General features: G+C 40.6%; 17 protein-coding genes. 5 read left to right on the forward strand and 12 right to left on the reverse strand.

From position 1 onward, the window contains the following. Positions 1-89: 89 nt before the first annotated feature. From CBS1_RS06235 to CBS1_RS06265, 6 genes are all read right to left on the reverse strand, one after another. Positions 90-287 carry a hypothetical protein gene (locus tag CBS1_RS06235; protein ID WP_090221723.1) on the reverse strand — a complete coding sequence of 66 codons (198 nt, stop codon included), beginning with the start codon at positions 285-287 and terminating at the stop codon, positions 90-92. Positions 288-291: 4 nt separating this feature from the next. Beyond that, on the reverse strand, positions 292-921 hold the full coding sequence (locus CBS1_RS06240; RefSeq protein WP_128998126.1) for a hypothetical protein: 630 nt from the start codon (positions 919-921) through the stop codon (positions 292-294). A 17-nt stretch (positions 922-938) separates the two neighbouring features. After that, positions 939-2,048 carry a pyridoxamine 5'-phosphate oxidase family protein gene (locus CBS1_RS10655; protein WP_241685490.1) on the reverse strand — a complete coding sequence of 370 codons (1,110 nt, stop codon included), beginning with the start codon at positions 2,046-2,048 and terminating at the stop codon, positions 939-941. Between the two features lie 21 nt (positions 2,049-2,069). Continuing rightward, positions 2,070-2,276, reverse strand: coding sequence for a heavy-metal-associated domain-containing protein (locus CBS1_RS06255; RefSeq protein WP_033192270.1), 207 nt, complete (start codon positions 2,274-2,276; stop codon positions 2,070-2,072). A gap of 14 nt (positions 2,277-2,290) precedes the next feature. Then, entirely contained in the window at positions 2,291-4,522 is a 2,232-nt protein-coding gene (locus CBS1_RS06260; RefSeq protein ID WP_090221726.1) for a heavy metal translocating P-type ATPase, read from the reverse strand. A gap of 201 nt (positions 4,523-4,723) precedes the next feature. After that, complete coding sequence (locus CBS1_RS06265) at positions 4,724-6,379, reverse strand: GGDEF domain-containing protein (RefSeq protein ID WP_164969254.1); 1,656 nt, start codon at positions 6,377-6,379, stop codon at positions 4,724-4,726. 110 nt (positions 6,380-6,489) lie between these two features. Between CBS1_RS06265 and CBS1_RS06270 the strand changes: the two genes are divergently transcribed. Then, entirely contained in the window at positions 6,490-7,419 is a 930-nt protein-coding gene (locus CBS1_RS06270) for a 1-phosphofructokinase family hexose kinase (RefSeq protein ID WP_090221730.1), read from the forward strand. A 57-nt stretch (positions 7,420-7,476) separates the two neighbouring features. On the opposite strand, the gene CBS1_RS06275 is transcribed toward CBS1_RS06270, so the two are convergent. The 5 genes from CBS1_RS06275 to CBS1_RS06295 are packed head-to-tail and all read right to left on the reverse strand — an operon-like array spanning position 7,477 to position 12,419. After that, a complete protein-coding gene (locus CBS1_RS06275) occupies positions 7,477-8,367 on the reverse strand; it encodes a glycoside hydrolase family 130 protein (protein ID WP_090221731.1) in 891 nt (296 codons plus the stop codon). 32 nt (positions 8,368-8,399) lie between these two features. Next, complete coding sequence (locus CBS1_RS06280) at positions 8,400-9,224, reverse strand: carbohydrate ABC transporter permease (RefSeq protein WP_033192274.1); 825 nt, start codon at positions 9,222-9,224, stop codon at positions 8,400-8,402. Next, positions 9,221-10,099, reverse strand: coding sequence for a carbohydrate ABC transporter permease (locus CBS1_RS06285; protein WP_090221800.1), 879 nt, complete (start codon positions 10,097-10,099; stop codon positions 9,221-9,223). Before CBS1_RS06285 ends, CBS1_RS06280 begins: the two co-directional genes overlap by 4 nt. Before the next feature lie 48 nt (positions 10,100-10,147). Then, positions 10,148-11,398 carry an extracellular solute-binding protein gene (locus CBS1_RS06290; protein WP_090221733.1) on the reverse strand — a complete coding sequence of 417 codons (1,251 nt, stop codon included), beginning with the start codon at positions 11,396-11,398 and terminating at the stop codon, positions 10,148-10,150. A gap of 46 nt (positions 11,399-11,444) precedes the next feature. Continuing rightward, positions 11,445-12,419, reverse strand: coding sequence for a LacI family DNA-binding transcriptional regulator (locus CBS1_RS06295; RefSeq protein WP_090221735.1), 975 nt, complete (start codon positions 12,417-12,419; stop codon positions 11,445-11,447). Positions 12,420-12,741: 322 nt separating this feature from the next. Here CBS1_RS06295 and CBS1_RS06300 point away from each other — a divergent pair, with 322 nt between their 5' ends. The 4 genes from CBS1_RS06300 (at position 12,742) to CBS1_RS06315 (ending at position 20,683) form a co-directional block, all read left to right on the forward strand. Then, positions 12,742-14,061: a hypothetical protein gene (locus CBS1_RS06300; protein WP_090221736.1), complete on the forward strand. Its 1,320-nt coding sequence runs from the start codon at positions 12,742-12,744 to the stop codon at positions 14,059-14,061. Between the two features lie 90 nt (positions 14,062-14,151). Then, entirely contained in the window at positions 14,152-16,308 is a 2,157-nt protein-coding gene (locus CBS1_RS06305; RefSeq protein ID WP_090221738.1) for an AGE family epimerase/isomerase, read from the forward strand. Between the two features lie 200 nt (positions 16,309-16,508). Then, positions 16,509-18,497, forward strand: coding sequence for a glucodextranase DOMON-like domain-containing protein (locus tag CBS1_RS06310; protein ID WP_456263881.1), 1,989 nt, complete (start codon positions 16,509-16,511; stop codon positions 18,495-18,497). Between the two features lie 218 nt (positions 18,498-18,715). After that, a complete protein-coding gene (locus CBS1_RS06315) occupies positions 18,716-20,683 on the forward strand; it encodes a methyl-accepting chemotaxis protein (protein WP_090221741.1) in 1,968 nt (655 codons plus the stop codon). A 43-nt stretch (positions 20,684-20,726) separates the two neighbouring features. On the opposite strand, the gene CBS1_RS06320 is transcribed toward CBS1_RS06315, so the two are convergent. Next, positions 20,727-22,037, reverse strand: a complete 1,311-nt coding sequence (locus tag CBS1_RS06320) for an MFS transporter (RefSeq protein ID WP_090221743.1) — start codon at positions 22,035-22,037, stop codon at positions 20,727-20,729. Positions 22,038-22,046 lie beyond the last annotated feature (9 nt).

Raw genomic sequence — 22,046 nt, forward strand, 5'->3', positions numbered from 1 at the left:
ATGAAGTTCAAAATAGAAAATCTTCTCAACCACATTTTCGGATACAAAAATATTTCTCACCCGTATGTTTATGCCGTTAAACGCTGGGTTCATTTGTGCGATTCCGTTGATAAAGAGTGCTCGAACTCCATGTCATAACCGATGTACTTGTACCCTAAAGTTTCAACACGCATCTGAAATTCGCGATTCTTTTTAAGTTCTCTTTTTAATACCAGAAAGAAAATCAGGACAAAAAGCAGAAGAACAACCCATATCACGTCTAAATCACCTACGAGATTCTTCATCATTTGCCTAATCGTACATCCGCAAAATATCTAAGATTTCCTGGCAAATGTTCAATGCCCTAAACAGGTCTTCGTGTCTTTCGTACTCCTTGGTAATCAGAAGACTGCCTTTTGTGAGTATAACTGAGATGCGTTTGTACCTGAGAATTTGCTGTTTTAAGTCTTCGGGAATATTTTCGCTCGCCTCTGTGGGGATGACCTTGTAGCTCCTATCAAAAGCGGCTTTCGATTTTGAAAACAACGCTGAAAGCGGTGGACGGGGAACTACTGAGCAGTCTGGGAGTTGGGAGGTGAAGTTTTCGTGCAAAAGGCACAGGTACTTTTTGCGATAATTTTCCGCAGTTACGGTCAGTTCGAAGAAGAGGACTTGACTATCTTGGTCTGGGAACGTGGATATGTTCTTCACCATCAATTTCTTCCATTTAAAATACGGGTTGAGCTTTGCAAATTTCTTTGAAAATTCTTTTTCGAAAGCTATATCCTTAGGTCCAACGTATCGGTATCCTTGTGCTTCAATGCGATTTTTTAATTGTTTATCTCTTTCCTTTCTTTCCCTTGTGTATCGGACGACTATCGCAAGTACGAAAAGATCTACGAGCACAACGATAAGTATTACCGTTAATACCATTGGATTCATCGCTTCCATCCCCATTTTCAGTCTTCTTCTTTTCGCCTCTTTCCAGTTATGTGTTCCACCACCAATTTTACCACAGTTGTATTTGCACACTCGCGTTCTAATTCTTCGATGTTTGGTTGTGAAAATCTCTCGTAAAGTTGTGGCGCGTATTTATGGATAAGTTCCAAGAGCGCCATTTTCTTTTCTCCACCCTCGATTATTCTTGCTTGCCCAAAAGCGATGACACTATCGTAAGCTGTTGATAATTTATCTGGCAATAGCTTAGATTTCGTGACGACAGAAAAACTTGCGTTCTTTTGAAAAGAAATATTGTCGAGCTTTTTACCAACACTTGCGCAGTGGAAATATATGGCACCGTCTTTGTATACATAGTTGACAGGTACGGCGTACGGGTACTTCCCATCCCAAGTTGCTAAAAATCCATATTCTCCGATTTTCAAAAGCTCTATCGCCTCTTTGGTAGATAGTTCTCTATCCTTTCTTCTCATCTTAGCAAACACAGCAATACCTAAGATTTGCTTAACGCAATTGATTAAAACCCTTGGTGGGAGCTGACTGACGATTGCGATATTTCTATTTGTATAAAGCTTGAACCCATCCATGTTCAGCCCACAACCCAGTTCGTAGGCCTGCTCGTATTTTTCAAAAGCCTCGCTTTCGTTTTTGAGTTCGACTTCGACCATGTATTTGACCTCAACGTTGTACGGCACATCCAATTCAATAAACTCATCAAGCACGACTTCTGCGGGGGTTTCGGAAATAAAGTATCTCACCTTTGCAGTGACAGGACTTTCGGATAGTCTTTTGAAAAATTCATCCCAAAATTCATCCGTTTGATTTTCAACGACGTCGGTTAATTCAAATTCTTTCTCCGCTCTTTTAAATCCCTCAGACAATTCCGATTTGAAAGCGATGATCCAACTCTCTTTTCCTGATTCATCGACGGTGTAGCGCACTCTACATTCCTGATGTGGCATATCTTCCAAGTTACGAAGTAGTGCTAAAAAAGAGCAGTCCAGCAGATACCACTGGACTACTCCAAGCTTTTGTTTTGAAATTGACCTTAGTTTTTGAGCTTTCTCCTCATTGATGAGGTACTTCTTTTCACGTTCAATTCCGTCGTTCATATATAAACGCTCCTAATAAAGTCACATAATCGTTGCTGATTCGACGGGATAGTCGATTTCTTCGAGCTTTTGGACAACTTTTTCGATGTTGTTCGTTTCTATGATAATCTCCTTTTGCGCAACTCTGATTTCGAAATCGTTTTCTCCGATTTCTTCGAGCGCCTTTGCTATTCTCATCTTACAGTGGTTGCATGAGATGTCTGGGACTTTCAATAAATACTGTGCCATTTTTACCCCTCCTTTTAAGTGTTCTTTGCATTTTTTGAGCGTCCGAAAATATAAGAACAACAAGATGAAGTGTTTACGAAGTTTTCAAATTTTTGGAATTTCTTTCTGATGTTCATAGAATTCAAAATAACCGTTATCGAACTCATCGCCATGGCACCTTCTGCGATAGCTGGGTGCAAAAGCCCCATCATCGCAAGTGGGATGGCAATTATGTTGTACAAGAACGCAAAAAGAAGGTTTGTCCTTATCGCACTGAATGTTACTTTTGAAATGGATATCACATCGGCTATCTTCGATATACCACCTTTGGTCAATATTATATCAGCGCTATCTATGGCCAAATCGCTTCCACTTCCGATGGCAATCCCAATATCGGCTGCCTTCAAAGCGGCAGCATCGTTGATACCATCACCAACCATGATTACCTTCTTGCCTGTTGATTGGTACTTCCTCACGATGTCCATCTTTTCTTCAGGTTTTACACTTGCGTAAACTTCATCTACACCAACGATTTTTGCTACGTGATTTGCCGTTTTCTCGTTATCACCGGTCACCATCACAGGTATTATACCATGCGATCTTAACCTACGAATCGCTTCTTTCGCATCTTCTCTTACGGTATCCTCCAACGCAAAGAAACCAATTACATCACCATTTTTGTGTACTTCAACTATCGACATACCTTTGGATGTGTACTCTTCGTACATCGAAGAGTCCCTTGGCTTTCCAATCAAGTATTCATCAAAACCTATCCTCGCTTTTAAACCTCTGCCGTGTATCTCTTCGAATTCTTCAACTGCTTGATGTGTATCGTACCCATCCAAGTACTCCGCAATAGCTTTCGAGAGTGGATGGGCCGATAATTTAGTTACATGTTTTATCTTTGGCTTTTCTTCTTCCGGTATATTTTGCACCACTACGCGTGGCTTACCGTACGTTATCGTACCAGTCTTATCAAGCAGCACGTATCCAACGCTTTTTACCGTCTGAATTGCCTCGGCATTCCTTATCAAAAGCCCTTTCTTGGCTGCGAGTGAAGTTCCCACTATCAAAGCCATTGGCGTTGCCAAACCGAGTGCGCAAGGACATGCTATCACAACAGTTGTTAAAAAAACAAATACTGCAAACGAAGGTCTATCAGCTGTATGCAACGACCATGGAAGTACCATTCGGATGGAGTGTGTTAAGTTGTTTAAGTAATCAAAATTGAAATACCAAAAGGCAGCGCTTAACAATGCCAAAAAGATGATTGTGGGAACAAAGTAATTCGTTATGGTGTCTGCAAGCTGTTGTATGGGAACTTTGGCACCTTGGGCTTCTTGGACGAGCGAGAGCATTTTCGACAAAAATGCGTCCTCGCCAACTCTTGTGACTCTTAACTTGATTGCTCCTGTTAAATTCAAAGCACCACCGACTACTTCATCATTGATACCCTTTTCAACTGGAACTGACTCGCCTGTTATCATCGATTCATCTATCAAAGAAAAGCCTTCGATTATTATTCCATCGGCTGGTATTCTCTCACCGGGCTTCACAAAAACCACGTGTCCTTGCTTGACTGCATCGATTGGAACCAGAAATTCTCCTTTATCCGTAACGATTCTCGCTTCTTTTGATTGAAGTGCGAGCAACTCTTTAACTTGCTTTGATGCCTTATCTCTTAGTGAAGATTCGATGTATCTCCCAACAAGGTGCAACGAAACAATCATCGCACCTATCGTACCAAACGGATGCACATCTACACCAAAGTAGGTGATTACATTAGTTAGCCAAGCAGTTACTGCACCGAAGAATATCAATGTGTCCATGTTAGAATGCTTATGCAAAAGTGCAATTGTTGCACCTCGTATGGTATCCCTTCCTGCGTAAAATATAACGATTGCAGAAAATATAAGCTCGATTTCTTTGAAAAACGGGATATGTTCTCCAGCCATGTGAAGAAGCATAAGTACCATAAGCGGAATGGTTACAAACAGAGCGGTAAATGTATTATGCTTAATTCTTCTGAGCCTTTTTTCTTCGATAGCTTCAATTGGTTCATTTGAAATCCCATATCCTACGCTTTCCACAGCTTTTTGAAAAACATCGTCTGAGACCTCTTTTTCCGTTATCACAAAAGCTGTATTCGTAGCCAAATTCACCGCAGCGAATTTAACTCCATCGATTTTCAAGAGTGATTTTTCCACTATCCGAGCACAATTTGCACAAGTCATCCCGGTAATTTTTAAGCTTTTCTTTTGCTCCATTTCTCTGCTCACCCGCCAGGAAGAACGATATGATTGTCTAAGACAACTAAAAGCAGTAAGAAGCCGCTTTTTTAATCCCAATAACATTTTATCAGTTTTCTCACATAAGTCAATAAGTACAGACTAAGTACTTGTGTAAAATAAAAATCGGCTTGTGGATTGAAAAACGTAGATTTCCAAGATTTAAGAAAGCTTTCAAGGTCAGACCTTCAAATTCGAGGCGAGGTAGAAATAAAGTCCGTTGTTTTTTGCGTGGTACATGGCTACGTCTGCCATCAACAGCAGATCACCGAATGACTTTGCATCTTTAGGGTAAATCGATATACCAAAGTTAGCAGAGACAGTTATTATATTACCTTCACAATCGATAGGTTTTTCGATCTCTTTGATAACTCTTTCAATGAATTGTAGGTATTCTTTGCAATCGTAGAGCAGATAAACGAACTCATCACCACCAACTCTGGCAACGAAGTCACTTTTTCGAGCAACCGAAATCAGCCTATGACCTATTATAGAGACAGCACAATCTCCGACCTTGTGTCCGAATCTATCGTTAACGGGTTTGAAATTTTTCAAATCCACATAAATTACGCACACCTGCTTTCCTTCCCTATCTGCAAGTGCGAGCATTCTGTTAGCTTCGGTTTCAAGAGCCCTTCTGTTTGGAAGGTCTGTGAGAGGGTCCCTTAATGAAATGTATTCAAGGTATTCTTTTTGTTTTTGGAGCTCTTCTTCGAGCTTGATTCTTTCAAATATAACCCCTATTTGGTTTGCAAAGACCGTTGCGATTTTTACAGAAAACCGATCGAACGCTTTTTCGCTTTCGAAGTTGTCAAGATTCAGGAAAGCCACGATTTCGTCTTTTACAATTATGGGGACAGATAGCATAGCTTTAATCTCTGAAACTCTTCCGTATTTAACGAGGATCTCCAACCGTTCATCTGCGATTTTTGCGGAGTCAAAACTGTCAAGGCGTGTGAGGACCTTTACTCGTTCATCCATACTTTGTGCGAGTTCCTCGGGTCTAAATTTCACCTTCGACAGTTGAGAATAGTCGTAGCCTACGCATGCTGCAAATTCGTAGAACTCATCATTTTTCACCAGTACCGAGCCGGCTTGGGCACCTGGGATTATTTCAACGGCCTTTTCAAGTATGAATTGGTAAGATGGCACTAATATACCTTTTAGTAGTCCCTGAGACAGTTCCGCGATTGCTTCAAGTGATTTGCTAAGGATTTCTTCCGTCTTGAGTAACCTTTGAGTTTGCACTGTGTTCATTAGCAAAACTACCAAGAACAAAAGAACTATTAAAGTCAAAAGGAATGAAATCTCTTTTGTTGATAGAGGTCGTTCGAACTTAAGACCGTAGACAAAATCCTTTGAGAATTCCCTCTTATCGGTAACTATCCTCACACCTTTGATTTGATATTTTTCCAAAATACCTTCTGGATTAATTTTTACAAGTGCTGTTTTGTCGGGTATGTATTTTTCAAAAAATGAATCGGTAATCTTGAATCTAAAAACAAGTAAACCATCTTCGGACGTGATTTCGTAGAAATCTTTCGGAGGATTAACGGAAACAAACTCAATGCTGACAACATAAGGATTGTCTTTCTTTATCATTTTGTTCACATTCTCGATGAATTCTTTATCGTTTTTTAGAATCGCTTCGTATAATTCAGTCCATTGAAAATAAGAAAACGATAAAACCCTCGCTTCGTTTTCTATAGCCAACTTAGCAATTTTTCTTATGCTATCATCCTCTGTTCGGATGTAGACATTCAGCATTAGAACAAGTGCAGCAACGCTTATTAAAATAAGAAGCACATATCTCCAATTCCTGAGGTATTCAAACATAGCTTTGAACATCTCACCCCGGGTTTTTGATTTTCAGTGAAATTATAACACGTTTTGTGATTTTTTTGATAAAATAAATTCAGATAGCTTAACTAAAGAGGTGAGAAAAGATGATCTTCACTTTAACTATGAATCCCTGTCTTGATAGGTATGTTTACGTTGATGAGCTTGTTGTTGACGATACTATCCGGGCAAAAAAGGTTGTCGATTACCCTGCGGGGAAAGGTATCGATGTCTCGCGTGTGATCAGGGAACTCGGAGGGGTATCTATAGCTATCGCACTTGTTGGGGGTGAAAACGGAAGAAGGCTCGAAGAGATGCTTGATAAAGAAGGGGTCATATACTCATCGATCCGAGTTCCGCAAGAAACGAGGATGAATATTATATTGGAAACAAGCAAAGGGCAATACAGGATAAGTATGCCTGGAGAAAAGATAAGTGCGAAAAAGCTCCAAATTGTTCTCGAGGTGCTCAACGCTCTGGTGCGTGAAGGCGACGTAGTTGTTGTGTCTGGTAGTCTTCCAAAAGGTGTTGCCGCAGAATTCTATACAGGAATAATATTCTCCCTAAAACAGTGGGGCGCAACAGTTTACTTTGACGCAGATGGAGATAAATTGAAAGCCGGTTTGATAGGCCAGCCTGACTACATCAAACCAAATCTGCATGAATTCCAAAGACTAACAGGAAAACATGTATCATCACGTGAAGAGATCATATCAGAAGCTAAGAAAGTGATAGAAATCCACGAACTGAAGGGTATACTTCTAACACTTGGAGGCGAAGGGGCATATTTTATTTCTCAAGAAAAGGTGCTTTACACCAAGACAATAAAGGTGCCTGTAAAAAGTGCCGTTGGTGCTGGCGATTCGTTCCTTGCAGGTTTTGTACTAAAAAAGACTGAAGGAGCAACTGATGAAGAAGCGTTGCGGTGGGCAAATGCAGCGGGAACAGCCGCTGTAATGACGCCGGGTACAAGGCTGTGCAGAAAGGCGGATGTGGAGAGGCTCATTGAAAAGGTTGAGGTTGAAAGAATAGCTTAAACTTTGCGAGAGCAAAAAAAGAAGGGGATTTTTCCCCTTCTTATTCAAGGTTTTACCTTAAGTCTTTTTACACCACTCTAATACCTTTTCTACATCTATTGTTGCAAGTGCTATGTAGTTGTCTGCTGCACCATAATATATGTAGTACTTCCCTTTGTATTCAACCATTGCATCGCTAAATACAACATTTGGTACTCCACCAAAAACTTCCCATTCTTCTTCAGGCTCAAGAATAGGTTCTTCGCTTCTTTTAATAACTTTTGTTGGGTCGTTTAAATCTAATAACATAAAGCCAAGTCTGTAAACGGGTCGCGGGGCTTCCTCGACCCCGTGGTAAAGTAATAACCATCCGTACGGAGTCCTTATCGGTGGTGCACCTGCACCAATTTTTAAGTTGTCCCAGTATCCCTGTCTGGGTCCTGCTATGCTCACATAGTCTTTCCAATTGTTTAGGTCTTCTGAAAATGCTAGCCAGATATCTGGTTCAAATCTGTGCAACATAACGTATGTTCCGTTTATCTTTTCAGGGAATAGTGCAGCGTCCTTGTTGTTTATCTCGTCTTTAATAGCGATTCCGTATCGTTCCCAGGTTATAAAGTTCTTCGTCGAAGCTAACGCAACCCTCGGACCCTTCGGAGAATAGGCAGTATAAAGCATGTAATATCTATCGCCGATTTTCGTAACCCTTGGATCTTCCACACCGTAAAGCTCATCTTTTGTAGCAGGCGCAAATACAGGCTTTTCAAGTCGATTGAACCGAATTCCGTCCACGCTGACTGCATATCCTATCCGAGAAACCATATCAGCACCCTGAGCCCTATAAAGCATATGGAACAGTTCACCGTCGAAAACTACTGCACAGTTGAAAACAAACTTATTCTCCCAAAGATGCTCGGGTACAGGTTCCAGTATCGGGTTGAGTGGATGTCGCTCGAGTTTTAGTTCCATATCAGCTCGCCTCCTTATCTTGACGAAAAAGTTTATCTGAGTGACATCGATATGCCTTGCAAGAAGTAGTTTCTGAGTAGTAAAAAGATGATAACCATCGGTACAGTCTGGATTACAGCACCGGCAAGTACAGGTCCTATATAACTTGCGTACTCATGGTTGAATGAAGCCAGTAAAACGGACAATGGCATTTTTTTATAGTCTTTCATCACCATCAACGGCCACAAGAAATTGTCCCAGACACCTATGAAAGTGAATAATCCTACAATAGATGCGGTTGAGCGACTTAGTGGTAACATGACACGTAGAACAACCCAGAAGTTATTTGCTCCATCTATTTTTGCAGCATCAATATAATCCTGAGGTATAGTCTTGAAGTTCTGTGCGAACATGAAAATACCCCATGAGCTTGTCAAAGAAGGTACGATCAGAGCCTGGTATGTATTAAGCCAGCCAAAGGTTCTTATCAAAACAAACATTGGTATAGTGAACATGAACCCCGGAAAGAGCATCTGGTAGATAATGAAATTGAATAAAAACTTCCCAATTCTAAATCTTATCCTTGAGATTGCATAGCCTACAAGCATAGATGTGAATATAACGGAGAAAGTCACTGTTGAAGAAATGAAAAGGCTGTTTAGAAAAGCCCTAACAAATGGTCTTTCAAACCTGTCTGCCATAACAAATATGAAGCGATAGTGTTCGAGTGTGAACCGCTTTGGGAAAAACGTTGTAAATATATCCTCTGCAGGTTTGAATGATGAAATAAACAACCAGAGATACGGATATATCCAAACGATCGCAAGAAATAAAAGAAGAAAGGTTACCACATACGAATAAATCTTTTCACGCCTCATACAAAGCTCACTTCTTTCTCAAAGAACTTACGAATTAACATAACTATAACGTAGCTCGTCAAGGCCGTTACAATTGCCACGGTTGTTGCATATGACGGGTCAATTCTTTTAAAAGCAGTATCGTACATATAAATCAAAAATGTCGTTGTCCTTTGCATTGGACCTCCGCCGGTTATTAAGTACGGTTCTGTGAAGATTCCGAAAGTAAGCATTACGGCCAAGACTGTTACCGTTATAAGAGAAGGATTAAGCAGAGGCAAAGTGATTTTCCAAAATATTTGACTTCTATTTGCACCATCAAGTTGTGCAGCTTCGAACAAAGAAGATGGGATTGACAAAAGACCAGCGTAAAGAATAAGTCCATAATATCCTATAAATTTCCACGTGATTATTAGGCATATCGAAAAGACTGCAAGCTGTGGATTAGAAAACCAAGGGATCGTGATTCCAAATAAGCGATCCAGCAATCTGTTAATCGGCCCATTCACCGCAAAAAGATTCGAAAACAGCAGTGAATAAGCAACTCCAGAGGACACGTTAGCCACCAAGAAACTCAACATTATGAACGTTTTTCCAAATCTGACCTTTGTTAGCGCAAGAGCAAAAAGTAGTGAAGCTGTTAATACCATCGGAATTAAGTATGCTAAAAAATTCAAAGTGTTGAGAGCAATTCTTAGCACGGTACTATCCGTGAATATTCGCATGAAATTTTGGATTCCGAAGAATCTTGGTTTGGAAAAATAGTTCCACTTTGTGAACGCCAGAATTACCATCCATATAAACGGATAGCCCCAGAAAACAGCGGTATATGCTAAGTATGGAAACACTATCGAATAGCCGAATAAACGTTCCCTTCTACCGAATTTCGATCGCATTCGCAACGTTTTCACATCCATTCGAAAAGTGTGGAATCTTAATAAGTTTTAGAAGAGAATCTTGTTAATTTCCTTCACAGCTTTGCTTAATATATCTTCCGGTTTGCCTTTCAAATACATTAAGGGTTCTATTAAATGTGTTGTCATCGCCTGTTGCAAGTCAATAGTTTTGTCTATTAGTGCGGGTGGCACGGCATAGGGAACAAAAGACGCGTAAGCTTTGAAAAATTTGTCGTTCATGAACTTCGCAAATGCAGGGTTTGTTGTTAAATCTTCTCTCGCGGGAGGCATTTGGGTTTTCTCAATCCACAGTACGTCATTCTGAACGTTGGAGAAGACCCATGATATAAACTCAAATGCTGCTTTCTTATCCTTACAAGTTGAATAAATAACAAGCCCTTTGGTGTCTGCAAAAGTGTATATAGGCTTATCCTTCGGATAGTTATCTGGAACTGGGGGTGCTGAGAACCAGATATTTGGAACCACCTTTGGGAAAGTTTCTTTAGCCCAGTTAACTTCCCAAGGACCTGTTATCTTTGCGAGTATCGTGCCATTGTAGAATGGGTTTGTACCCAGCTCAACGGCAGTCCATTTATTTTGGAACATCGTATAGATAAATTGAGTGATAGCCTTTCCTGCTTCATCACCAAAGTTAACCTTGCGTTTTTCAACGTCGATGTAGGGTTTTCCACCGGTAGCAGCATAGTAATAGGTAATAAAATCAAACCACCGATCCCACCAGTTTCTGCCTGATATAACTTGCATTGTGAAATTTTTCTTACCGTCTGCGAACTTCTTACTGACTTCGTAAATCTCACTGTACGTTCTTGGAGGTTCTTTGTAACCAAGATTCTTTAGAATATCGCCACGCCACCAGAAGATCATTGGGTTAGAATAAATTGGGAAGACATAATACCTACCCTTGATCTTCCATGATTCCATGATACTCTTCATTTTCCTTGTTTCAATGAGTTTTTGAAAATCCGCTCCAAAGTTGTCGAACGCATAAATTGCGCCGATCTCGGCAAGCTGTGCTGCAAAACCGCTGAAGATATTTTCTGAGAAGTCAGGTGCGTTTCCTGCGGCTATTGCACTTAAGATAGCTTCTTCAGAACTTCCAGCGGCCGGAATAGTCTGAACTTCAATCTGGATATCAGGTCGTAACTTATTCCACTGGGTGACGACTGTTTTCCAAAATTCTTCTTGAAATGCGTTTGGTGCCGTCCAGAAGGTTAGTTTAACTGCAAAGCTGACCAATGAAACCATCACTATCAAAAATAATACGGATAACTTCTTCATACTAATCCCTCCCTCGGATGAGTAAGATGGTACTTCTGAGTTTAAACTACATAACTGAACTATTCCTCTTGATGTACGTCGTGTAAATGCATTGTTTGTAAGGATGTGCAGATTGCTTGCTGAGAATTTCATTGATTCTTTTAACAGCATTTACACCTAGTTCGACCTTTTGAACACGTAAAGTAGATAATCCTTCCTTTTCAGCAGCTGGTATATCGTCAAATCCGATTATACTTACATCTTCTGGAACTCTATAGCCCCACAGTTTTAGTTTATTAAGCACTTTAATGGCTATTGGGTCATTTGAACATATTATTACCTCTGGTACCCAATCACGGAGAGCTCTTCTCAAAACAGAATCGATTTCCTCATGCAAATCATCGTATTCAAATACTAATGGAAGCTTTCCAAACTTTGTCATTGCAGCAACGTAACCGTTGTATCTATCACGAAAACCGTAGTATTTCAAAGGCCCGTGGATGTGAATAATTCTATTAAAACCACTGTCGATGAATTTCTTGGTTATATAAAATATCCCATCGTAACCATCGCTAACTATACTGTCGACCCTAAGCCCGTCTATGTAATGATCCACTAAAACAACCTTAGAACTTCGAGAAAGCTTTTCTATCTCCTCTTCAGAAGCATCACTTCCAACAAGTATGTAACCGTCATACGTCCTATGCTCACCTGCGATGACTTCTTCTAACAAAACAAGGTCGACAGAGACTTTATAGATACTTGCGGCATTTTCAATAGCCTCTAGGATAATCTTATAGAAAATTCCAACATCGCTTTTGATCAACTCACTTATTCTTTTGCTTATCACAACCGCTACGCTAAAAGTCTTTTTGCGAGCTAACGTTTTGGCCAAAGTGTGCGGAACATATCCAAGTTCTCTAACAGCCTTAAGGACTTTAATCTCAGTTTCTTCCGAGACATACCCAGTTCCGTTTAATACCCTGGAGACTGTTGCAGTTGAGACTCCAGCCTTTTTCGCTATATCATCTATGGAAACCATGATTTTGTCACCTCCGAGAAGATTTTGCCAAAGAAGCTGTTGAACAATGTTTCTTATTGCCAATCTGTAAGCGTTTACATATCGAGCATATTATATCAAATTGTATATTACTGTTCCAAAAAAACTTTTAGATAGAAAATGCAAGAAAAAATTTGCTAATAGAAGAAATTTGAAGATTAAGATTTGTGTTAATTAATAATTTAAGATTTTCGTGTTCGTTTAAATTTCAGATTATTACAACAAAAATATATAATACGGTAAATGTGTAAACGCTTACATATTTATTCCCTTCTTTCAAACTCTTTCAAGGAGGTGGGTTGGTATGAAAAGGTTAGCTATTTTATTTGTCGGCTTGCTTGCTCTGATGGTGTTCGCTGAATCTGTCTCTATTCCAGTTATCGCCGGTCAAGTGGAAGTACCAGTAGTTTTACAAATGGGAACCTTGTCGGAGATGATACCCGAGGATTTTGAACCCGACTGGACGAGTTTAAAGGTCTTAGTCGAGGGGAAGGAAGTACCCTTCCAGATTGAGGACGTCGATGGTAACAAACGTGTATCTGCTCCAGATTATCTGGTTTTCATTGCTAAGGGTAAATCGGAGATCGTAGTTCAGGATACTTCTTCAAAAGCGGTTGTATATCCGAAAGCATTTGATGTTGTAAAAGACACTAAAGAATGGATCATTAAGGCTGTTGATGGAACAATCGAAGCGGTAGTTAATGACCACGGGTTGGTACAAGTTACTCGATTCGGCAACGTGAAGGCCAAATTGGTTGACGAAATTGGAATAGCAAGGGTTAGTGGCTGGTACAACTCCACGTATTATGTTGACGGAAAACTCGGTGATCACCACGAGGAAACAAGTGGTGCTTTCAGAGTTGTTTCTTTAAAGGTATTAGATCCTGGCCCTGTGGCAGTAGGTATAATCGCCGTTCTTAAGTCGGAAAAGTTCAACGGACTTAGACAGGAATTAATTACCCATGTTTTTAAGAATGGGGACATACTTGTCGATAACAAGTTTGTCTTCGAAACGTACGCTGATATGATGAAGGTACAAACAATGGTAACAAGACCCATAATTCCAGCTTTCGATGATACGCTTCATATATTACCAGTTTTCAGAAGACTTGTATGGGCTGACCAGCTCAATATAACGCCGTATGAATACTGGCTGCAAAGAAACGCAGTTACCTGGGTTAATAACATGCCATATATAGTTTTCCCGGCTGGTAATAGCATGAAACCACTCTGGTGGGGAGCTACTTACATATTTGCTTCAATGGAACGCTGGAGAAGCAACTTCTCACCAAAGGGGAACGTTGGTATCGCTGAAATTCTTCCGGAAATCCCAGTTATTCCTGCAGACTACAAGAAATGGTTAGACGGTGATACTTGGGTCTACGAAAGCCTTGAATTCCGCGATGGAGTTTTCAAATGGATGCCAGGTGAATTCGACGCTTATCCGTCAACCACAGGAGTTTATTCGATGAAAGTTGAAGACATGCCTAATAGGTACAAAGCAGGAGATGTTGTTCAACATGTCAGATTGTTCAGTCTGTACAACGCAAAAACTGTCGAGGAAGCGGTCAAGTTCATAGAAGCTAAGAGTGAATCGTTCAGAAACTTAAAGATAGGGGAATGAAATACTAAAAATTTTCTGGAGGCCGCGTCTTCGGCCTCCTTTGTTTAATTTTCTAAAAGTTTTTTGGTCGTAGAAAGGGTGATCTTTCGAATGAACAAAATGCTTGTTATTACGCTTTCAGTTTTTATTTCTTACATCTGCTTTGGTGCTATAACTTTCGACAATACACACCTTGAACGGCTTAGCCAATATTTCACTCTTAACGGAGAAATTGTTAAAGGGTACTGGGTTTACGCTGATAACAAAGGGGACAGATTTGAGGTAGCGACAGCTCCAAATGAAGGCGACTTTTGCGTTGATGATGTAGCTCGTGTTGTTCTACTGTACACGGATGCTTACGAGATTCTCAAAGATGAGAAATACCTTTCTCTCGCAATCGAGGCTTCGAAATTTGTACTTCAGATGCAAGCCATCGATGGTGAATTTTACAATTTTGCATGGCAAGATGGGACTATAAACAAACACGGTTTAACAAGTGAAAAATCTACGTCTTGGTGGACTCTACGTGCGTTTGCAGCACTCTCAAAACTTTCTAAATATTACAAAGATGCAAGTGTTCTGAACGCAGTGAAGAAGACTTACGGTGCAATTAAAAAATCACCACCGGTCTACGGTGACCAGCTTGCGATGTATGTTCTTGGACTGTCGTATTATGTTGATTCAATTAGGGATGAAACTGCTAAGAGGGATTTAAAAAAATATGCAGATGAGCTTATCAATTACCAGTGGAAAGAGTACAAATATCTACCAGGCTTCTTTTCAGTTTACCAAGATAGGTTTAGTTGGAACGGATGGGGTAATCATTACGCTGAGGCGCTTATTGAATCATACAAAGTGTTAGGTGATAATCGTTATCTTTTGGTTGCTCAGCAATCTTTAGATTATCAAGTTCCTTTACTCGTTTCAACTGGGTTGATTTATTCAATCGGGAAATATATCAAACTTTTTCCTGAACTTTCTTATGCATTAGAATGTGTGACCGTTCCTTCCATTAAATTACATGAGCTTACACAAGATGAGAAATACGCTTACTATTCTGCACTTTTGACTTCCTGGTTGTACGGAGGGAATAGGTTAAACGTAAGAATGCTTGGCGAAAATGTGGAAGGTTACGACGGTTTAGAATACATGCACTACAACCGCAACGCAGGTGCCGAATCAACTATTTGTGCCTTAAGAACCTCTCTATACGCCACAAAGCTCCCGGCTGATTTTCAGGAGTTTTCAGTTAATCCGATTATCTTAGGTAGGAATGGTATCACTGTCTTGGAGGTTGAATCCTTTGATCCAGGACTGTCTGATGTGCGATTCATCAATGGAGATTTTGGGGCTGGGGCAGCTTTCCAAATTGAAGGCAAAGCGAGATTGAAAAAAGAAATTTCGGAAATTTCAGAAGGCCTTTATAGTGTCCTTTTATCTGGTAGTTTTAGAAATACAACGGTAACTGTTTCTTCAAAACTGCAAGTCAAAAAGGAAATCACAGGAACCGGGCTTTTTGAGTTAGGTGAAATTGAGGTTTCTGGGAATATAAGTTTATCAACTTCTAACTCTTGTATTGTTGATCAAGTGATATTGATACCTGAAAAAATGGGCGTCTCATTTAAGATAGCAAGCGAAACAAAAACACTTTATTATGACTTCAAAGATAAACGGACTAAAATAATTAACGATGTTCTGTTTTTGAAAAAAGAAAAGGAAATGTCTACAACGTTGATACCGGAAATGATGGTTATCGATAATTTCACAATCCTTAAGTTAAGAGAACTTTTCAACAACGACGGTTTTGCCGTACCTCAAAAACCTGGGAACTTTGACAACCTTGGAGGTATCGTAGGGGCGTATTTACCTGAAAACGAGATATCAGAAGGAATAATAACGATAAAAGGGATACCATTTGAAATTGTAACAAGAGGCAACGACAACATACGTTGCGCTGGGCAGAAGATTATCTTGAATCAGCCTATCAGCAGTGGTAAGGTATACATTTTGGCAGCTGCGAACCATGGTGATTACAGAGTTGAGTTTCTAATAAATGAGAAGGCCTATGTAATTACGATAACTGATTGGTGTAACCGGCCAGATGGAGTTGTATTCGATTATCGGTACACACAAGGTGGGGAACGACAGTTTATCAGATGTGGATTGAGCCTTTACGAGTTAGACATTTCAAACATAGGAGAGCCATTAAAAGAAATAGTTCTACCGCGTGAAATCAACGTCCATATTTTCGGAATAACTTTGAAATGATCAACTTCAGACAATGCGAAATGGTAATACAAGAAGGCGCTGCGTTTAGCGGCGCCTTCTTTTTCAATCAATTTTCCTCTGATTTTAATTAGAAGTTCTGGAAAAGTTTCCATAGTACGTAAAAATTTCCAAGTGATATGAGAAAATATTTAAGATAAAAGTACTACACTCTGTAAAAAGGAGGGGTATGGATGGCGTGGATGAAGAGACTATCCATTTTGTTACTCTTAGTTAGCGTTTTATCGCTTGCAGCTCTGAAAGTAGAGGGGAACAAGGTTATCTTCACATTTACTTATCCACAAGCAAGTACGGTTCACCTCGCTGGTACGTTCAACAACTGGTCTACAACAGCCAATCCGATGAAAAGGGAAGGTGACACGTGGATCACAGAACTCGAGCTGAAACCGGGAACGTATCAGTACAAATTCGTTATCGATGGCGGTAAAGTTTGGAAAGAAGATCCGGACGCACCAGGTTACACGGATGATGGATTCGGTGGGAAAAACGGTGTCTTTACTCTTGCTTCAAAGGATGGAAAGTTGGTCATCCTCGCACCTGCTCCAGATATCGCTGGAAAGATTGAACTCAACGAACAAAGAGAAGAGAATTTCTCCATAGAAGACAACACATATGTTGTCATTCGCTTCTACAAACCGAGCGCAAAATACGTCTTTATCGCTGGTTCATTCAACAATTGGAGTTCGACAGACACAGAATGCTACAGTGCTGGTGACGGCTGGTGGGAAGCTGTTCTTGAGTTGACACCTGGCGTTTATCAGTACAAGTTCGTCGTCGATGGAAAGGATTGGACTACCGATCCAAATGCACCAGCATATGTGGACGACGGTTTCGGTGGTAAGAACGGTGTATTTGAAGTTTGGAAAGAGAACGGAGTATTAAAAGTCGGTGCTCCGAGAGTGCAGATGCAGGTAGAAGAAGAAAAGAAAGTTGAAATGCCAAAGGAGAATGTGGTAAAGTCTGTCGAATATTCAATTGATGGAAAGCTCACTGAAACTGAGAAGAAAACTGCGTACTTTGAAGGAACGGGTGTCTTCAAAGTAGCTTACATTGCAAGAACATCATCAGCACTTTATGTTGCCGTAGAGCTTGACAAACCTGCAAAGGATTATCTCAACCAAGATTTACTTGTTGAGGTATACACGGACTCTCCAAGAATGTCGGCTGTGAATACGAGAACCTTCAACGGAACGGAACTTGCTAAGAAAGTAGGTTTCAGATTCTCAATTAACATGAAGACATATGCAGCGAGAAAGCGCGGCTCATTCTTTGCGGCAATGGGTGATAATACGTGGGTCCTCCAAGCAAATCCGTTCAAGACCGCTGTCGATGAAGTCGTTGAATTTGAAATACCTTACGATGTAATCGGTGTTAAAAGCGGGGAAACTTTCAACGCTTTCGTGGTGGTTTCGGTTGCGGGTAAAGATCAAGTAGTGCCAGCACAAGGAGTTGCGGTCAAAACACCAAGTATGATCTCTGGAAATGTTATAGCTAAATTCGTCGACAAAGTCGGTGATGATTACGGATTTGGTACGTACACGTATCCAAAAGATCCAGCCTTTGCACCTTACAAAGGCTTGTGGGACATAACGGAAGTCACAGTCCTTGAAAACGAAGAAGCCTACGTATTCGCTATTAAATTTGCTGAGATGACTAATCCGTGGGCGTCACCGAAAGGATTCTCTCACCAGTTGATCAATATCTACCTTGATACCAAACCTGGCGGAAGAACGAACACTTACAAAGAAGGTGCAAGGGTCCAATTCAAAGAACCTTGGGATTACTTCATAAAGATCGCAGGTTGGCCAGATTATGGTCAAGTCTTTGCGACCGCTGACGGAAAGGAAATGCCTGAGGCTATAAACTACGAGGCTGATCCAGCTGATAAAGTGATATATGTTGTAATCTTCAAAAAATACCTGCAAGTAGAATCAGGTATCAAAGCGTACATCTTGTCTATGAGCCAAGACGGTTTTGGAACAGACCACATAAGGGCTGTAACTGCAAATGCTTCGCAGTGGACACTTGGAGGCTATCCAGCCGATTCAAAGGATTACGCACCATGGGTACTCGATATCATCGTTCCGGAAGGATACACACAAGAGCAAGTGCTGAAGTCCTACATCCCCGGCCAAGCCTACGCAACACTTGTACCAATTGTAGTTAAATAAGCATAAGTTGAATAATTGTTTAAAACCTGCCAGTGTTGAGCTGGCAGGTTTTTTATTTTTACTGTTCTTTCAGCCGAGGTTTTTCTGATGAAATTTTGCCAAACTTTCGTTTTTTTGTGGTATAATTCCAAGTAAGATATTTTTTAGCTAAGGAAAACAGAGCGTAAAATTCTTAGTTAACGGAATCTCAAATCTCCTATGCAAAGGAGGGAAGAACTATGAAAGGCTTAAAACTGAAGCACATTCCTATCGTGCTCGGACTAAGTTTAGTTGTTATCTTGTCGATTACATTGCTTGTCTTTTTACAGTCGAGCAACCAAGTCAATTTGAAGTGGAGTGAATTGTACAAGGAAGCGGCGCAAAGAGATGTTGTAAACAAACTTGACGCAAGGATGGAGTTATTGCGCGTGCTTTTAAATTCTCTTTTGAACGACCAAAAGGTCATCGAGCTTTTCAAAGAAAGGGATAGGGAAGCTCTCTATCAGTATTCAAAAAACTATCTTAATACATATGCCAAATCTGGTGTTAATTTAATCCATTACATTGATCCCGATATGAAATCATTCTTGAGAACCCACCAGCCGGATAAATTTGGAGATGATCTTTCATATAGAAAACTTGTTAAGAAAGTAGCAACAACAAGACAAGAAGTGGCTGGCTACGAGGCTGGTAAATTTGGTGTTGCGATGAGATACATCGTACCCGTAATTTCCGAAGGTGAATTCGTTGGTATTGTAGAGATTGGAATATTGCTTGATAAGGCTTTCCTCGAATCGTTAATCGGTGAGAACGAGGTTGTCATTTTCTACGGTGAGGGTGGTAAGTTGTCAACACCGATGATTGTGAAAGAAAACGAAAATATAGAAATTTCAGGCGAGATGAACATAGAAAAGTGTTTAAGAACCGAGGGGTATTGCGAAGTTAAAAGCGGGTATCAGTACTTGTCTTATCCTATTAAAGATCCAGATGGAGAGACGATAGCGGTTATACTAACGCGAGTTTCAATTAAAGACGTTGAAGAACTTAGCAAACGTTCCATCACGATTGCTTCAGTATCGCAGGTTGCTGGTATTGTAGCACTGTTAACATTGGTGATTTTACTCACAAGAAGTGTCGTAGTACAGGTTTCCAAAGCACGTGAAGGAATTTCCAAATTTGAAACCGGCGATTTAACTGTCCAATTTGATGTCACTTCGAGTAACGAGATTGGCGACCTTGTAAAAGCTATATCTCAGGCAGTTGAGAAATTACGCAATGCTTTCTTAAATATCGAAAACACCTTTGGGACGATGAGGAAAGTTATCGAAAATTACAGCAGCTTGGTAGATAATCTAAGTAATGTTATTGAGCGTGCGGATAAGGTTTCTGAACAAGTTTACACGACTGCAGAAAATATTTCTTCAGCGTTTAAAGAAACGAACATGGCCGTTGCTGAAGTTGCCGAAGCAGCCCAAAACGTTGCTAATACAGCTCAGCAAATATCAGCATTTACGAATTCTGCATTCGATGAAATATCCAACTCGGTGGAGCTTGTAAAGGAACTCGTTGGAAAGATAGAAGAAACGATAAAGACATCAGAACGTTCTATGATGGTTACCGATTCACTTGTAAGTTATTCATCGCAGATACAAAACATAGTTGACACCATAAACTCGATAGCAGAGCAAACGAACCTACTTGCACTCAATGCTGCAATAGAAGCTGCAAGGGCAGGGGAAGCGGGAAGAGGTTTTGCAGTGGTCGCAGATGAAATAAGAAAACTTGCAGAAGAGAGTAAGAGGTCAACAAGTGATATACAAAAGATCCTAAGGAATATCAAAGATGGAGTGGAGCAAGTCGACCAGACCGTGAAGCAGAACGCAGAAGTACTGGGGACATCACGTGAGAGTGTGGTGAATGTACAGAAAGCGTTTGAGAGGATATACAAAATTATGGAAGACATCAATTCAAAAACTCAATCATTCGCAGCCGCAAGTCAAGAACAGAGTGCTTCAAGCGAAGAAATTAGTGCGGCAGTCCAAAGTGTTGCAGATAATGTAAATGAGTTGGTTGGAATACTAAGAAATATGATGGACGAAATGGGAAGAACAAGGGAAATGATACCGGAAGTAGAGATAGGTCAGGAAGCTCTCAAATTAGAAATAAAGATGTTTGAAGAGACGATGAAATTCTTTAAACTGCGTTAGTAGAATTAAAAACCTGCCAGTGTTGAGCTGGCAGGTTTTTTTGTTATCCTATTTCAACGTTCTTTGTCTCGATTGCTAAAAGAAGAACTATTACGGCTGCTAAAATCGACAATCCAGCGAGCCACGAGAAGATTTCAAGAAGGGATTTGTTCATCGAGAACATATATCCTGCGAATTGTGGAGCTAATATGCCTGCTATCCTTGCGACAACACCTGCCATTCCGTTGCCCGTTCCTCTCATTGTAGTTGGATACAACTCTGGAGTGTAAGCATACACAAGTCCCCATACGCCAAGTGTGAAGAACGATAGTAGTAAAGCGACGATTATCAACTGAACTGTATTTCCCACAAACGCCCAAAGTATTGCACTAACAGACATGCCAATAAAGTATATCGCAAGGGATTTCTTGCGCCCGAGCTTTTCGATGAAGTACGCAGCAGACAAGTATCCCGGAAGTTGTGCAACCATCATGAAAAATGTGAACCAGAGCGATTTTGTTGCGCTCAGGCCTTGCTGAGCGAATATCTTTGGTGCCCATGAAAAGAGCGTGTAGTAAACAAAACTCACAACAAACCAGCTTGCCCAAATCATTATTGTTCTTGATAGATACGGCCTTTTTAGTAATTCGATAACAGCAACTTTGCTCTCTGGTATAGGTGCGACATCGTAATGTATTTTCGCCTTTAAAACCTTTTCCAAACCGTCTTTCCCGTGCTTTTTGAATGCGAACTTTGGTGACTCTGGTAATTTGAGTAAAATCGGTAAGAGAACTAATCCCACGGCAAATGCCCAGTATGTTATTCTCCAGCTTATCTGCGCTGTTGTCACCGAAACAAGACCTATAAGGATACTTCCTATCGCCCAGCTTGCTTCAAGAAGGACAAGGTAAGCACCGCGTAGCCCTTTTCCTAAGAATTCTGCGAGGTAAGCATTCACGGATGGCATCAAGCCGCCGTATCCGATACCAGCAAGCAAACGTAAGAAAAGGAACGTGGCTGCAGAGTTGGTGAATCCAAGAAAGAGCGAAAATACCACGGTGAAAAGGGAATACACAATATTTGAAATCTTTCTCCCCAGAAAGTCAGCGACGAATCCTACACTCAGTGCTCCGATGAGCATTCCAATGAAAGTCGCACTCAAGATGTTGGCAGATTGTTGCACAGTCAGTGCCCACTCTTTACTTATCGCTGGGAGTGTAAAAGAAAGTGCGAGCACGCCTGCAGCGTCAAAAGACCACATCAGTGATGTAATGAAAAGCAGCAGTTTTCTTGTCTTGGAGTTTACATACGTCTCGACTATCTCATCAACGGAGAGTAGTTTTCTACTCGAGCCATGTGCCAGTTTTTCAACCATTTGCCGGCC

Source organism: Fervidobacterium changbaicum, assembly GCF_004117075.1.
Taxonomy (GTDB): Bacteria; Thermotogota; Thermotogae; order Thermotogales; family Fervidobacteriaceae; genus Fervidobacterium; species Fervidobacterium islandicum.